At 73.5% G+C, this 15,156-nt stretch carries 9 protein-coding genes; 8 read left to right on the forward strand and 1 reads right to left on the reverse strand.

Translation table 11 applies throughout. The features are described 5' to 3' along the window. Window positions 1–65: 65 nt before the first annotated feature. The 6 genes from HLI28_RS12630 to HLI28_RS12655 all read left to right on the forward strand — a co-directional run bounded on the left by HLI28_RS12630 (window position 66) and on the right by HLI28_RS12655 (window position 10,602). The gene (locus HLI28_RS12630; protein ID WP_343035824.1) at window positions 66–1,271 is read left to right on the forward strand and encodes an MFS transporter; all 1,206 of its coding nucleotides are present in this window, start codon (window positions 66–68) and stop codon (window positions 1,269–1,271) included. Between the two features lie 14 nt (window positions 1,272–1,285). Continuing rightward, entirely contained in the window at window positions 1,286–1,942 is a 657-nt protein-coding gene (locus HLI28_RS12635) for a vitamin K epoxide reductase family protein (protein ID WP_343035825.1), read from the forward strand. A 112-nt stretch (window positions 1,943–2,054) separates the two neighbouring features. Next, window positions 2,055–5,018, forward strand: a complete 2,964-nt coding sequence (gene leuS / locus HLI28_RS12640) for a leucine--tRNA ligase (protein ID WP_171248307.1) — start codon at window positions 2,055–2,057, stop codon at window positions 5,016–5,018. Then, a complete protein-coding gene (locus HLI28_RS12645) occupies window positions 5,005–6,537 on the forward strand; it encodes a DUF3375 domain-containing protein (RefSeq protein ID WP_171247926.1) in 1,533 nt (510 codons plus the stop codon). Before leuS ends, HLI28_RS12645 begins: the two co-directional genes overlap by 14 nt. Continuing rightward, on the forward strand, window positions 6,530–7,237 hold the full coding sequence (locus HLI28_RS12650) for a DUF4194 domain-containing protein (protein WP_171247927.1): 708 nt from the start codon (window positions 6,530–6,532) through the stop codon (window positions 7,235–7,237). Before HLI28_RS12645 ends, HLI28_RS12650 begins: the two co-directional genes overlap by 8 nt. Next, entirely contained in the window at window positions 7,234–10,602 is a 3,369-nt protein-coding gene (locus tag HLI28_RS12655; protein WP_343035826.1) for an ATP-binding protein, read from the forward strand. Before HLI28_RS12650 ends, HLI28_RS12655 begins: the two co-directional genes overlap by 4 nt. A 16-nt stretch (window positions 10,603–10,618) precedes the next feature. Here HLI28_RS12655 and HLI28_RS12660 read toward each other — a convergent pair whose 3' ends face one another. Continuing rightward, window positions 10,619–11,407, reverse strand: coding sequence for a hypothetical protein (locus HLI28_RS12660; RefSeq protein WP_171247928.1), 789 nt, complete (start codon window positions 11,405–11,407; stop codon window positions 10,619–10,621). A gap of 164 nt (window positions 11,408–11,571) precedes the next feature. On the opposite strand from HLI28_RS12660, the gene HLI28_RS12665 reads away from it, so the two are divergent. Further along, window positions 11,572–14,049 (forward strand): glycogen/starch/alpha-glucan phosphorylase, encoded by a 2,478-nt coding sequence (locus HLI28_RS12665; protein WP_304604316.1) that lies wholly within the window; start codon window positions 11,572–11,574, stop codon window positions 14,047–14,049. 168 nt (window positions 14,050–14,217) lie between these two features. Further along, the gene (locus HLI28_RS12670) at window positions 14,218–15,102 is read left to right on the forward strand and encodes a DegV family protein (protein WP_343035827.1); all 885 of its coding nucleotides are present in this window, start codon (window positions 14,218–14,220) and stop codon (window positions 15,100–15,102) included. Window positions 15,103–15,156: the final 54 nt, after the last annotated feature.

Below are 15,156 nucleotides of genomic sequence, written 5' to 3' on the forward strand. Positions count from 1 at the left end.
ATCCCCGACGACGTGCACCCCGTGAGGCGTGCGGCGTCGTCGAATCGTTTCGAGAGGATGTGATCGTGACCGTCGCACCGCCCCGCAGCCCCACTCGCGGTTCGGTCCAGGGCGCCGGCTGGGCCCTGTTCGCGCTGGCCCTCGGTGGCTTCACCATCGGCACCACCGAGTTCGCCACGATGGGTCTGCTGCCGCAGATCGGGTCCGACCTGCAGGCCAGCGACCCCGTCGTCGGGCACGCCATCACCGCCTACGCGGTCGGCGTCGTGGTCGGCGCACCGCTGCTCACGGTGGCCGCGGCACGGATGTCCCGCCGTCGGCTCCTGCTGCTGCTCATGGGGTCGTACACGGTGGCGAACGTGCTGTCCGCCGCCGCCCCGAGCATCGAGTGGCTGGTGGCCGGGCGGTTCCTCGCCGGACTTCCGCACGGCGCCTTCTTCGGCGTCGGGGCCGCCGTCGGGTCCGCGGTCGCGGGGCCGGGCCGCCGGGGACGCGCGGTGGCGATGATGATGACGGGACTCACCGTGGCGAACGTCGTCGGGGTGCCGATCTCCACCGCCGTCGGCCAGGCGTTCGGCTGGCGCGTGGCGTTCGTGCTCATCGGCGTCCTCGGCGGGATCACGCTGCTGGGGCTGTGGCGGTTCGTGCCGGAGCAGGGGCCGGTCGAGAGCAGCGTCCGCCAGGAGCTGGGCGCGCTGGCCAACGGCCCGCTGTGGGTCGCGTTCGTCGGTGGGGCCGTGGGGTTCGGCGGGCTGTTCGCGGTCTACACCTACGTCGCACCCACCGTGACCCGCGTGGCGGGCATGAGCGAGAGCTCCGTGCCGTGGGTGCTCGCCGTCATGGGCGTGGGGATGACCGTCGGCACCCTGCTCGGCGGCCGGCTCGCCGACCGGTCCGTGGTGGGCACCGTGCTGGGCGGCTTCGTCAGCACCGGGTTGTCGCTGGTGCTGTTCGCGCTCACCGCGACGAGCCCGGTCGGGGCCGTGGCCGGGCTCTTCCTGCTCGGGGTCACCTCGCAGGTGCTGGGGCTGGCCATGCAGACCCGGTTGATGGACCTCTCGCCGCGAGCGCAGTCCCTGGGCGCGGCGCTGTGCCACTCGGCCCTCAACGTCGGCAACGCCGGCGGTGCGTTCGTCGGCGGGCTGGTCATCGCCGGCGGCTGGGGGTACGTGGCGCCCGCGTGGGCCGGCCTGGGGCTGACCGTCGTCGGTCTGGCCGTCGTCCTGGTCTCGCTGCGCACGCCCCGCCCGGCTCCGGCCCGCACCGTGTGAGGTACCGTCACCTCGTGACCGAGATCTCCGCGGACGCGACGGGCGGCAGCCCGGGCGCCGACGACGCCGCGGCTCCCGCGACGGGGCCGCGCCCGCTGGCCACCCGCACCTACGCCCTGCTCCTCGTGGTGCTCGGGGCGGTCGGCTTCGGCGGAGCGCTCTGGCTGGCCATCGAGCGGATCCTCAAGCTGCAGGACCCCGACCGGGTGACCTCCTGCTCGATCAACCTGTTCCTCGACTGCGGCGTCGCCATGGAGTCGTGGCAGGGGTCCCTGCTCGGGTTCCCCAACCCCTTCATCGGCGTGGCGGCGTTCCCCGTGGTGATCACGACCGGTGTCGTGCTGCTCACCGGTGCCCGGCTGCCGCGCTGGTACCACCTGTGGCTGCTCGGCGGCACCGTGCTCGGCCAGCTGCTCGTGTTCTTCCTCATGTGGACGAGCTTCTACGTGCTCGTGGCGCTCTGCCCGGCCTGCATGGTCGTGTGGACCGCCATGTGGCCGCTGCTGTGGTTCCAGGTCGTGCGGGCCGTCCAGGAGGGGGACCTCCGGGTGGGGGACGGGCTGCGCCGCATCGTCGTGGGCAACCGCGGCGTGATCCTCGTCATCGGCTACGTCGTGGCGGTCGCCTGGCTGCTCGTCGCCGTCGGCGCCGCGCTGGTCGCCTCGTTCTGAGCCGGGCCGCCGCCCGAGGGCGAGGTCCGGACCGGCGAAAAGGCCGCGGGTCCCGGACGGCCCGGCCGGTAGACTCGCCCGGGTGAGCACGCCGAACGCCGACACCACGGACATGCCCGTCACCCCGCAGCGCCCGGACGAGCCGGTGCACCGGTACACCCCCGCCCTCGCGCAGGAGATCGAGCTGCGCTGGCAGGACCGGTGGGACGAGCGCGGCACCTTCCACGCCGCGAACCCGACCGGAGACCTCACGGGGGCGGGCGGTGCCCGGCCGTCGGGTCGGCCGTTCTTCATCATGGACATGTTCCCGTACCCCTCGGGCGCGGGTCTGCACGTCGGCCACCCCCTGGGGTTCATCGCCACCGACGTCGTGGGCCGCTTCCGCATGATGTGCGGCGACAACGTGCTGCATGCCATGGGCTTCGACGCCTTCGGGCTGCCCGCCGAGCAGTACGCGGTGCAGACCGGTGAGCACCCCCGCCTGGTCACCGAGCGCAACATGGTCACCTACCGGCGTCAGCTGCGCCGGATGGGCCTGGGGCACGACCCGCGGCGCAGCTTCGCCACCATCGACGACGACTACGTGCGCTGGACCCAGTGGATCTTCCTGGAGATCTTCGACTCCTGGTACGACGCCGACGCCGAGCCGGTCGACGGCGGCACGCAGCGCGGCCGCGCGCGGCGGATCGCCGAGCTGCGCGACGAGCTGGCCGCCGGCGCGCGTCCCGTGCCCGGCCACGACGGCGACAACACGGGCGGTGCCGTGTGGTCCGCGCTGGACGCGAACGCGCAGCGCGACGTGCTGGACTCCCAGCGGCTCGCCTACGTCGACTCCTCCCCGGTCAACTGGTGCCCCGGCCTGGGCACCGTGCTGGCCAACGAGGAGGTCACGGCCGACGGCCGCTCCGAGCGCGGCAACTTCCCGGTGTTCACCAAGAACCTGCGCCAGTGGAAGATGCGGATCACCGCCTACGCCGACCGCCTCGTCGACGACCTGGACCTGATCGACTGGCCGGACAAGGTCAAGGCGATGCAGCGTAACTGGATCGGCCGCTCGACGGGCGCCAACGTGACCTTCCACGTGGTCGGCGCCGGGGACGCGGACGCCGACGCCGCGGGCGCCGGCGGCGCGATCGAGGTCTTCACCACCCGCCCCGACACCCTGTTCGGCGCGACCTTCATGGTCGTCTCCCCCGAGCACCCGCTGCTGGACGAGGTGCCGGCCACCTGGCCCGACGGCACCCGCGAGGTCTGGACCGGCGGGCACTCGTCCCCGGTCGAGGCCGTCGCCGCCTACCGCCGCCAGGCAGCGGCCAAGACCGCCGTCGAGCGCCAGGCGGACGCCGGCAAGAAGACCGGCGTGTTCACCGGTCACCTGGCGGTCAACCCGGTCAACGGCGAGACGGTCCCCGTCTTCACCGCCGACTACGTGCTCATGGGGTACGGCACCGGCGCCATCATGGCCGTCCCGGGCGGTGACGACCGTGACTTCGCGTTCGCGACGGCCTTCGAGCTGCCCGTCGTGCACACCGTCGAGCCCGCGGGCGGTCTGCCCGAGGGGCACGAGGGCGCGTGGACCGGCGACGGCGTCACGGTGCGCTCGGCCAACGACGAGATCTCCCTGGACGGGCTGGGCGTCGCCGACGCCAAGGCGCGCATCATCGCCTGGCTCGAGGAGAAGGGCACCGGCCGCGGCACCACCACCTACCGCCTGAACGACTGGCTGTTCAGCCGGCAGCGGTACTGGGGCGAGCCGTTCCCGATCCTGTGGGACGCCGAGGACCGCCCGGTCGCCATCCCCACCGACCGGCTGCCCGTGAGCCTGCCCGAGGTGCCGGACTACGCCCCCCGCACGTTCGACCCGGACGACCGCGACTCCGAGCCGGAGGCGCCGCTGGGCCGCAACGACGACTGGGTGCACGTCACCCTCGACCTGGGCGACGGCCCGCAGCGGTACCGCCGTGACACGAACACCATGCCCAACTGGGCCGGCTCGTGCTGGTACTACCTGCGGTACCTGGACCCCACGTGGGGCTCCGACGACCGTGCCGACGGCAGCCGCCCCGTGGTCGACCCGGCCCTGGAGGAGTACTGGATGGGGCCGCGGCACAACGACACCACCGGCCCGGCCGGCGGCGTCGACCTGTACGTCGGCGGCGTGGAGCACGCGGTGCTGCACCTGCTGTACGCCCGGTTCTGGCACAAGGTCCTGCACGACCTGGGCCACGTCAGCTCGATCGAGCCGTTCGGCAAGCTGTTCAACCAGGGCTACATCCAGGCCTACGCCTTCACCGACGCCCGCGGCGCCTACGTGCCCGCCGCCGACGTCGACGGCGACGAGCAGGAGGGGTGGACCTACGAGGGCCGCCCCGTCGAGCGCGAGTACGGCAAGATGGGCAAGTCGCTGAAGAACGTCGTCACCCCCGACGACATGTACGCCGAGTACGGGGCGGACACCTTCCGCGTCTACGAGATGGCGATGGGCCCGCTGGACCTGTCCCGTCCGTGGAACACCCGTGACGTCGTCGGGTCCCAGCGGTTCCTGCAGCGGCTGTGGCGCAACGTCGTCGACGAGACCGACGGCTCCCTGGTGGTCACCGACGACGAGCCGGACCGGGAGACGCTGAGGGCGCTGCACCGCACCATCGCGGACGTCCGCCTCGAGATGGAGCAGATGCGCCCCAACACGGCCATCGCCAAGCTCATCACCTACAACAACCACCTCACCGGGCTGGACTCCGTGCCGCGGGCCGCCGTGGAGCCGCTGGTCCTCATGGTGGCGCCCATCGCGCCGCACATCGCCGAGGAGCTGTGGGAGCGGCTGGGGCACCCCGACTCGCTGGCGCGGGAGCCCTTCCCGACGGCGCAGGACGAGTACCTGGTCGCGGACACCGTCACCTGCGTGGTCCAGGTCAAGGGCAAGGTGCGCGGCCGCATCGAGGTCTCGCCCTCGATCTCGGACGACGACCTGACGGCGGCGGCGCTGGCCGAGCCCAACGTCATGCGGGCGATCGACGGTGCCGAGATCCGCAAGGTGATCGTCCGGGCGCCGAAGCTGGTGAATGTCGTCGTCTGAGGTGGCGTCGGCACCGGGATCACGGCTGGCCGGGGCGCTCGCAGGGGTCGAGCGCGCCTTCGCCGCGCCCACCCTCGGGCTGCTGCACAAGGCCGAGGCGCCCCTGGTGGTCGCCGTGCTGCGCTGCGTCTTCACGCCGGACCGTCCCACCGTGGGCACCGAGCAGCTGCACGTGGAGGTGGACGACCTGCTCGCGGGGTTCCGGGCCGAGGCGGGGCCGCAGGCTCCCCGGGTGCCCGGCGATCCGGCGCGCGTGGTCTGCACGCGCTGGGTGCGCGAACGCTGGCTGGTGCGGGCGCTCGACGACGACGGGACCGAGCGCTACCAGCTGTCGAGCTACGCCACCGAGGCGCTCGACGTCGTCGCGCGCACCCAGGGCGGCCGGGGCCTGGTCAGCGAGTCGCGGATCCGCACCCTGCTGGTCGCGCTCGACGACCTGGCCCGGGACGCCTACCCGGACCGCGAGGCGCAGATGCGCCGGCTGCGCGCCCGGATCGACGAGGCGCAGGGCGAGCTCGCGCGGCTCAAGGCCGGGGGAGAGGTCGAACCCGTCCCCGACGAGCGCCTCGGCGAGCAGTACGACCACCTGCTGTTCCTCGTGCGGGAGCTGCCGACGGACTTCGCCCGCGTCGTGGAGTCGCTGTCGGTGCTGCAGCGCGACCTGGTGACCCGGCTGCGCCAGGACGAACGGTCCACGGGCGTGGTCGTCGCCGAGTACCTGGACGCCTCGGAGAACCTCCTCGACGGCACGCCGGAGGGACGCGCCTTCGCCGGGGCCATGGAGCTGCTCGGTGACCCCGAGCTCCTGGACTCGCTCGAGCAGCGTGTCCGGCAGATCCTCGAGCACCCGTTCGCCGCCGAGCTCCCGGCAGCGCAGCGCGTCGCCCTGCAGGGGCTGCGCGCCCAGCTCGTCTCGGCGATCGAGGTGGTCCTGGCGGCCCAGGCCCGGGTCTCGCGCACGGTCACCGCCCAGATCCGCCACCACAACCCGCTGCGGGACCGGGAGGTCGACACCGCGCTGCGGGAGGCGACCGCCGCCATGGCGGACTGGTTCCCGGCCAGCGCGCGCGCCGCCCGCGTCGAGCCGTTGCGCTGGTTCGAGCGTGCCGTGCCCGGCCGGCTGCGTACCACGCTGCACGACCTGCGACCCGAGACGCCGCCCGAGGAGCTCGACCCCGGGGCCGCCGACGACGTCGGCGACACCGACGGGGCGATCGACGACCTGCGGGCCATGGGCGGCCCGCACCACCTCGACCTCGCCGCCCGGCTGGCCGCCCTGACGGCACCGAGCACGGTCGGGGCGGTCTTCGCGCAGGGGCCGGCCGCCCTGCGGCGCCCGGTGGAGCTGCTCGGCTACCTGGACCTCGTCGCCGCGGACGGCGACGCCGACGCGACCGCAGGAGCCGGCACCGGCGACGTCCCCGCGGCCGACCTCGAACGCGTCACCGCCACCCGCGCCGACGGCACCACCCGCGACTTCGTGCTGCCCCGTACCCCGATCAGGAGGACCGATGACTGACGTCGCCGAGACCGAGGTGCCGCCGTCGGGCACGGGCGCCGACGAGCCCTTCGTGGAGGCCTGTGCGATCGAGGACGAGGACACCGCGCTGTTCGCCGGCGACACCGGTGTGCTGCCGTTCGAGGCCCGCCGCGTCCTGGCGCTCGTCATGCAGCGGCGGTACCTGTCGGCGGCCGAGCACCCGGCCGAGTGGACGGCGCTGCTGACCCACCAGCAGGTGCTGTCGTCCCGCCTGCACGACCTCTTCGTCGAGCTGGTCGTGGACCGCGACTACGAGATCGCGTACAAGCGCCAGGTGCGCCCGGACGGCCTCGCGGTCCCGGTGCTGCTGCGGGACGAGCCCTTCAAGCGGGTCGAGACGTTGCTCATGCTCTACGTGCGCAACCGGTACCACCAGGAGCAGGGCGCCGGGCACCCGGCCGCCTACGTCGACGCCGAGGAGATGACCGACTACGCGCTCGGGTTCCTCGCCCACGACGAGACCAACCTGGCGGCTCGGCACCGGGAGATCGACAACGCCGTCGCCGCCCTGGTGCGCGAACGCGTGCTGGAGGAGGTCGCGACCGGGCGCTACCGTGTCGGACCGGTCGTGGAGATCCTGCTGCCGGTCGACCGGCTGCGCGAGCTGACGGCCTGGCTGAGCGGTCAGGACGGAGCCGACCGGCACGACGGCACGGCGGGGACGGGGGAGGACGCGTGACCACCACGACGACGGTCCGCATGAACGACTCGCTGTTCGGGCTGATCCCCGCGGCCTCGGACGGGCGCCAGTGGACGGCCACCTCGATGCAGCTCGTCAACTGGGGCGGCTACCACGGGCACCACGAGGTGCGCTTCTCCCCGCGGGCGACGCTGCTGTCCGGGGCGTCGGGCTCGGGCAAGTCGACGCTGCTGGACGCCTACATCGCCCTGATGATGAGCCACACCACCCCGTTCAACGGGGCGTCCAACGGTGCGGCCGCGGGGCGGGCCCGCGGGCGCGAGCAGCGCAACGTCCTGTCGTACGCCCGCGGCAAGCAGGACGAGTCCCGGGCGGACGGCGCCACCAGCCGCGAGCAGGTGCTGCGCGGCGACGGCGTCGACACGTGGACGGCGATCGCGATGTCGTGGACGGACCAGTCCGGGGAGGTCTACACCGCGTTGCGTGCCTGGTACGTGCCGCGCGGCGCGACGCGCAACGAGGAGTGCGTCGTCGTGCGGGCCACCGCCGACGGCGCGTTCGACCTGCGGGACCTGGAGGCCCTGGCGCCGGGGCGGTTCGCGCGCCCCGGGCTGGCGGAGGCCGGGCTCACGCCGTTCGACACCGACATCGCCTTCGCCACCCGGCTGCACGCCGCGCTCGGGATCGGGGCGGCCGGGGACGGGCACCGGGCGATGCAGCTGCTCGGACGCATCCAGGCCGGACAGGCGATCACCACCGTCGACGCCCTGTACAAGGCGATGGTGCTCACCGAGCCGGAGACGCTCGAGGTGGCCGACCGCGCCGTGGAGCACTTCGACGAGCTGAGCGCCGTGCGCACCGAGATGCTCACCGCCACCCGCCAGGTCGAGGTGCTGCGTCCGATGCGCGAGCTGCGCGAACGCGTCGACGAGGCCGAGGAGTCGGTGGCGCTGCTGGACACGCTCGGGGTGCCGGGCTCCGGCGCCGAGGCCACCACGACGCCGTTCAGCGTGTGGCGCGACCGCCGCCGGCTCGCGCTCGTCCGTGCCGAGGAGGAGGTCAACCGGGCCGCGCACCGTGCCGCCGAGGAACGCCGCACCGCCGCCGCCGCGCGGATCGCCACCGCCGAGTCCGACCTCGAGGAGACCCGGGCCGCGCTGCGACGCCAGGGTGGTGACGCCATCGAGGCGGCGGAGCGGGAGATCCGCCGCCGGTCCGAGGAGCTGGCGCAGGTGCGCACGGCCCGCGCCGGCCTGGAGACGCAGCTCGCCGTGCTCGAGGAGTCGGTGGGCTCCCGCCGTGACTTCGACCGTGTCCGGCGTGCCGCGCACGACCTGGTCGAGCACCGCGCCGAGCGGTCCGCCGAGCTCGAGGACGCGGTCTACGGCGCCCGTCGTGCGGTCACGGACGCCGAGCAGCGGCTGGCCCGGCTGGAGCAGGAGGCGGCCTCGCTGTCCCGGCGTCGCGGCAACGTCTCCGCGGAGGACCACGCCGCCCGGGTCGCGCTCGCCGAGGCGGCCGGCCTCGACGCCGACGAGCTGCCGTTCGTCGGCGAGCTGCTCGAGGTCCGCGGCGAGTACGAGCCGTGGCGTGACGCCATCGGTCTGGCCCTGGGCGGCTTCGCCACCACGCTGCTCGTCGACGCCGAGCGCCTGGCGGACTTCCGGTCCGCGATCGACCGCGTCCCGCTGCGCCGCCGGTTGCGCTTCGAGGGCGTCCCCACGCACCGGCCCATGGGGGAGGACGCCGACCCGCGCACCCTGCCGGGACGGCTCGAGATCAAGGCCGGACCGTTCGGCGGATGGCTCGCCGACCGGCTCGCGGACCGGTTCGACCACGTCTGCGTCGACGACCCGTCGGAGCTGCGCGAGCACCGCCGGGCCCTGACCCGCACGGGACAGATCGCCGACGGCAGCCGGGGTGCCCACGGCGGCAGCCCGCGGGGTTCCGTGCTCGGGTTCTCCAACGCGCGACGTCGTGACCGGCTGGCCGTCGACATCGAGTCCGCACGCACCGCGCTGCACGACGCCGGCGCGGCGCTGGAGGGGGCACGGCTGCGGCAGGCGGCGCACACCGACGAGTTCGTCGCCGCCGGCCAGCTCCTGCGGCTGAGCTGGGAGGACGTCGACGTCGACGGGGCCGAGGAGGCCCTGGCCGTGCGGCAGGCGCGTCTCGCGTCGTTGCGCGACGGGTCCGACGTCGTGCGCGCCCTCGGCGACGACGAGCAGGAGCTGCGGGCCCGGCTGACCGCGCTGTACCGCGAGCGCGCCGACGCCGAGAACCGTGTCCGCGAGCTCGCCGAGCAGTGGGCGGCCATCACCGACCTCGTCGACCAGGTCACCGACGCCGTCGAGGGGGCCGAGGAGTCGGGCGTGGGGTGCACTGAGGTGCAGGAGCGCCGGCTCGAGTCGGCACTGACGGCGGTGGCGCCCGGCGACCCCGACCGGCTGCCGCTGGCCGCGCTGGACCAGGCGACCACCGCCGTGGCCCGCGAGCTGGTCCGCGACCGGGAGGCCTCCGTCGCGGCCGCGGAGGCCGCCCGGGCGGGTCTGCGCGGCGTGTTCGAACGGTTCTGCGACGCCTGGCCGCACCCCGACCTGGGGACGGACCCGGACGCGTCCTACGACGACTTCGCCCGGATCCTCGCCGAGATCGAGGACCAGCGGCTCTACGAGCTGACCGAACGGTGGTCGCGGACCCTGGGGCGGCTCAGCGGCCACGACCTGACCCTGCTCGGCAACGTGATGAGCCGTTCCGTCGCCCAGATCCGCGAGCGCATGGAACCGGTCAACCAGATCCTGGCGACCCTGCCGTTCCGCGACGACGCCCACCGGCTGCGCATCACCGCGCAGGTGACCGAGGCGCGGGACGTCGTGTCCTTCAGGCGTCGCCTGCGCGAGCTGGCCGCGGACCCGGGGGAGCAGACCCCCGCCGAGCGGCAGCGGCGCTACGAACGGATGGCACGGCTCGTCGACCGTATCCGCCCCGACTCCCCGGAGCGGCGGAGGCTCGTGGACGTGCGCGAGCACGTGCGGATCAGCGCCGAGTGCGTCGACCTCGACGGGAACCACGTCTCGGTGTACGACCACATCGCCGGCAAGTCCGGCGGGGAGTCGCAGGAGCTCGTGGCGTTCATCGTGGGCGCGGCCCTGCGGTACCAGCTCGGTGACGCCGGGGCCGAGCGCCCCCGGTACGCGCCGGTGTTCCTCGACGAGGCGTTCATCAAGGCCGACGCCCGGTTCGCCGGACGCGCGGTCGGGGCCTGGCAGGGGCTGGGATTCCAGCTCGTCATCGGCGCGCCGCTGGACAAGGTCAGTGCGCTGGAGCCGCACGTGGACGTGGTGCTGCAGGCGGTCAAGGACCCGGTGGGCCGCTCCCGGCTGGTCACGCTCGTGGGGGCGTGACCGGCCGCGGACCGGGTCAGCGGCCGATCGGCCAGACAAACCGGATCTTGACCGGGGCCTCGGTGCGGGGCACGAACCGGATGCGGCCGGTGCGGGCGTCCTCCGCGGGCACGCGGATCGTGATCGTGCGCCACCGACCGGTCGAGGACCGGGCGTCGATCGTCCCGAGGCGCCGGCTGCCGACGTAGACCGTGGCGCGCCCGGCCTTCGGGCCGGTGCGCACCCGCAGGCGGACGCCGCGGACGTCCGTGAACCTGTCCTCGGTCTTCGTCGGGCCGCCCCACGTGGTGGTGAGGTAGGCGTACGGGTGGGTGAGTGCGCCGTCGTCCTTCACCAGGGTCGTGTCGACGAAGTCCATCAGGGGTGTCAGCGGCGCGGTGGTGCAACGGCGCTTCGACCCCCGGCTGACGTTCCCGGCGGCGTCGCGGGCGCGGACGCGCAGGCAGTCCTGCTCACCGGGCTCGAGCAGGAGCCGGTACCTCAGCCTGTCGGGCGACCTCCACGTGGTGGAGCCGGGCGTGTGCCAGTGGCTGCCGGGGTGCCGCACCTGGACCTGGTAGCCGGTGACCCCGCTGTCGTCCCGGGACGCCGTCCACGTGGCCCGCGGCTTCCACCACCAGATGCCGGAGAAGTCGGGCTCCTTCGGCGGGAGCCACCGCTTCAGCGTGACCTGGGGAGTCGTGGGCGGGGTGTCGTCGGCCGCCGTCGCGGCGGGCGCCGCGACCAGCGTCCCGGAGAGCGCCACGACGACGCTGAGGAGCACGCCGAGCAGGCGTCGGCGAACAGGACGGGGACCGGCGGCCATGGCTGCTCCGAGGGGCGCGACATCAGGATGAGCAGGACTATAGCGACATCCGTCACGACCACCGCCGAGCGGATGTGTCGGGCATGGTTCGCGGACGTGACGATCCGGGGTCCGCCGAGCACCACCCGAGGACAGCGCGCGGACGCGTAGGTAGTGTCACCCGTGTGACCGAATCGACCCCGCTGATCGCCAGCCCCGAGCCCTCCGTCGAGGGGTTCGTGCGGGAGTACCTGCGCGAGCTCAACTTCACCCAGGGCACGGTCCTGGAACGCGCCAGCACGAACGACAAGTACCTGGCCCTGGCCCGTACCGTCCGCCACTACCTGATGGCGAGCTGGATGCGGACCACGAGCGAGCACCTGCGCACCCAGCCCAAGGCCGTGGCCTACCTGTCCGCGGAGTACCTGCTGGGCAGGCAGCTCGACAACGCCCTCATCGCGGCCGACCTCACCGACATCGCCTCCGAGGCGCTCGCCTCCCTGGGCATCGACGTGGCCGAGCTGCGCGAGGCCGAGGTCGAGCCGGGGCTCGGCAACGGCGGCCTCGGCCGGCTGGCGGCGTGCTTCATCGACTCGCTGGCCACGATGGCGATCCCGGCGATCGGCTACGGGATCCGCTACGAGTACGGCATCTTCCGGCAGAAGTTCGAGGACGGGTGGCAGGTCGAGAAGCCCGACCGCTGGCTCGACAACGGCTCGCCCTGGGAGTTCGCCCACCCCGAGCACGAGGTCACCGTCAGCTTCGGCGGTCACGTCGAGACGGTCTCCGAGGGGGAGGGTGCCGACGCCGTCGAGACGTCGCGCTGGGTGCCCGGCTGGGAGGTCCTCGGCGTGCCCTACAACTACATGGTCCCCGGCTACCGCAACGGGTGCGTCAACACGCTGCGGCTGTGGAGCGCCCGGGCCACGCACGCCTTCAACCTGGAGACCTTCAACTACGGCGACTACGCCGAGGCGGTGCGCGCCCAGACGTTCGCCGAGAACATCTCCAAGGTGCTCTACCCGGAGGACTCGACACCGCAGGGCAAGGAGCTGCGGCTGCAGCAGCAGTACTTCTTCGTGGCCTGCTCCCTGCGGGACTTCATCGACCAGCTCCTGCCGCAGGGGTTCGACCTGCACCGGCTGCCGGAGCGGGTCTGCTTCCAGCTCAACGACACGCACCCGGTCATCGCGGTGCCCGAGCTCATGCGGATCCTCGTCGACGAGGAGGGCTTCGCCTGGGACGAGGCGTGGGAGGTCACGCAGGGCTGCTTCGCCTACACCTGCCACACCCTGCTGCCCGAGGCGCTCGAGGTCTGGCCCGTCGACCTGCTCGGTCGGCTGCTGCCCCGGCACCTGGAGATCATCTACCGCATCAACGACGAGTTCCTCGAGGAGGTCCGCGAGGCCTCCGGCGACGACGCGGTCCTCGTGCGGCGGATGTCGATCATCGCCGAGCACCCCGGACGGGCCGTGCGCATGGCGCACCTGGCCACGGTGGCCGCGACGAAGGTCAACGGCGTCGCCGAGCTCCACTCGCAGCTGCTCCGCGACAAGGTGCTGGCGGACTTCGCCCGGCTGTGGCCGGAGAAGTTCACCAACGTCACCAACGGCGTGACCCCGCGCCGCTTCGTGCGGATGGCCAACCCGCGGCTGTCGGAGCTCATCACCGAGGCGATCGGTGACGGCTGGGTCACCGACCTCGACCGCCTGCGCGAGCTGGAGCCGCTGGCCGACGACCCGGAGTTCCGGCGTCGGTTCCGTGAGGTCAAGTCGGCGAACAAGGAGCGGCTCGCCGACTTCCTCGCACGGCGCGACGGGATCGAGGTCCCGGTCGACACGATGCTCGACGTCATGGTCAAGCGTCTGCACGAGTACAAGCGCCAGACGCTGCAGATCCTGCACGTCATCACCCTCTACGACGGGATCGTCTCCGGCCGCCTCGCGCTCGAGGACGTGGTGCCGCGCACCGTCGTCTTCGGTGCCAAGGCCGCCCCGGGGTACGCCATGGCCAAGCAGATCATCGGGCTGATCAACCACGTCGCGGCGGTGGTCAACAACCATCCGGAGGTCTCCCGCGTGCTGCGCGTGGCCTTCCCGGCGAACTACAACGTCACGGTGGCGGAGACGCTCATCCCGGCCGCCGACCTGTCGGAGCAGATCTCGCTGGCCGGCAAGGAGGCCTCGGGCACCGGCAACATGAAGTTCGCGCTCAACGGTGCGCTCACGATCGGCACCGACGACGGGGCGAACGTCGAGATCCGCCAGCTCGTGGGGGACGACCACTTCTTCCTGTTCGGTCTGACGGAGCCCGAGGCCGCCGCCGTCGCCGAGGCCGGCTACCGGCCGGCCACGTACTACGAGGAGAACGCGACGCTGCGGCGGGCGCTCGACCTGATCGCCCGCGGCGAGTTCTCCGGCGGGGACCGGCAGACGTTCGAGCCGATCGTGTCCAACCTGCTCGGCGAGGACCGCTTCATGGTCCTGGCGGACTACCAGTCGTACCTGGACGCCCAGCAGCGCGTCGAGGCCGCCTACCGCGACCCGGACGCCTGGAGCCGGTCCGCGGTGCTCAACGTCGCGCGGTCGGGTTTCTTCTCCTCGGACCGGTCGATGCGCGACTACCTCGACCGGATCTGGCACGCGGAGCCGCTGGAGTCCTGAGCGCCGCCTCCCCGTCGGGCACCGGTGCGTCACCGGTGCCCGACGGCGGACCCGGCCCGCGCGGGCGGGGAAGAGACCCCGCAGGTCCACGGCCCGGCCCGGCGCGACCCCACGGGTGCCTGTGGCTACACTCGTGGCGACATGCGTGACCTACCGGCCGTCCGCGTCGTGACCGACTCGACCGCCTGCCTGCCCGGCCCAGGAGACCCGCCCACCGACTCGTTGCTGCCCGCAGAGCTGGCGCCCGTCGTCGTCCCCCTGCACGTGGTGACGGACGACACGGACCTGCGCGAGGGCGTCGACGTCCGCGCCGCCGAGGTCGCGGCGCGGATCGCCGAGGGAGAGCGGCTGACGACCTCGCAGCCCAGCACGGCCGAGTTCACCTCGGTCTACGGGGACCTCGCCGCCCAGGGCGCCCGCGCGGTGGTGTCGGTGCACCTGTCCGGCAAGCTGTCGGGCACCGCCGGGACCGCCGAGCGTGCCGGGCAGCGGGCGATGCTCCCCGTGCGCGTCGTGGACTCGCGCACCGCCGCGATGGGGCTCGGGTTCGCCGCGGACGAGGCGGCCCGCTGCGCGGCCGCGGGCTGCGACGCGAGCCACGTGGCACGGCGGGCGGCCGAGGTCGCCGCCTCCGCGCGGACGACGTTCCTCGTGGACTCCCTCGACCACCTGCGTCGTGGCGGACGGCTCTCCGCCCCGGCCGCCGCTCTCGGCACCGCCCTGGGCGTCCGGCCCATCCTCACCCTGGACGACGGCGCGATTGAGCTGACCCAGCGGGTGCGGACCCGCCGGGCCTCGGTGGCCCGGCTCGTCGGGCTGGCGCTGGAGCAGGTCCGTGCGGCCTCGCGGCCCGCCGTGGCGGTGCACCACCTCGGAGCACCCGAGCAGGCGGCCGAGGTCGCCGCCGCGCTCGCCGACCGGCTCGGGTTCCTGCCGGTCGTCACCCCCGTCAGCGCGGTCCTCGGTGCGCACGTGGGGCCGGGAGCGCTGGCCGTGGTGGTCGTCGACCGCGGCGGCCACGTGCACGACCTGGAGCCCGGCGGCCCCTGGTAGCGGGCGCCGCGGCTATCCACACCCACGCCCGTCCACAGCAGCGGGTCGGTGAGC

Source organism: Isoptericola sediminis (assembly GCF_013085345.1).
GTDB lineage: Bacteria > Actinomycetota > Actinomycetes > Actinomycetales > Cellulomonadaceae > Isoptericola > Isoptericola sediminis.

Excerpts from the sequence above, each read along its gene's own strand:
- leuS (WP_171248307.1), top strand. The coding sequence starts at position 2,055 with ATGCCCGTCACCCCGCAGCGCCCGGACGAGCCGGTGCACCGGTACACC.
- HLI28_RS12650 (WP_171247927.1), top strand. The coding sequence starts at position 6,530 with ATGACTGACGTCGCCGAGACCGAGGTGCCGCCGTCGGGCACGGGCGCC.
- HLI28_RS12645 (WP_171247926.1), top strand. The coding sequence starts at position 5,005 with ATGTCGTCGTCTGAGGTGGCGTCGGCACCGGGATCACGGCTGGCCGGG.
- HLI28_RS12660 (WP_171247928.1), bottom strand. The coding sequence starts at position 11,407 with ATGGCCGCCGGTCCCCGTCCTGTTCGCCGACGCCTGCTCGGCGTGCTC.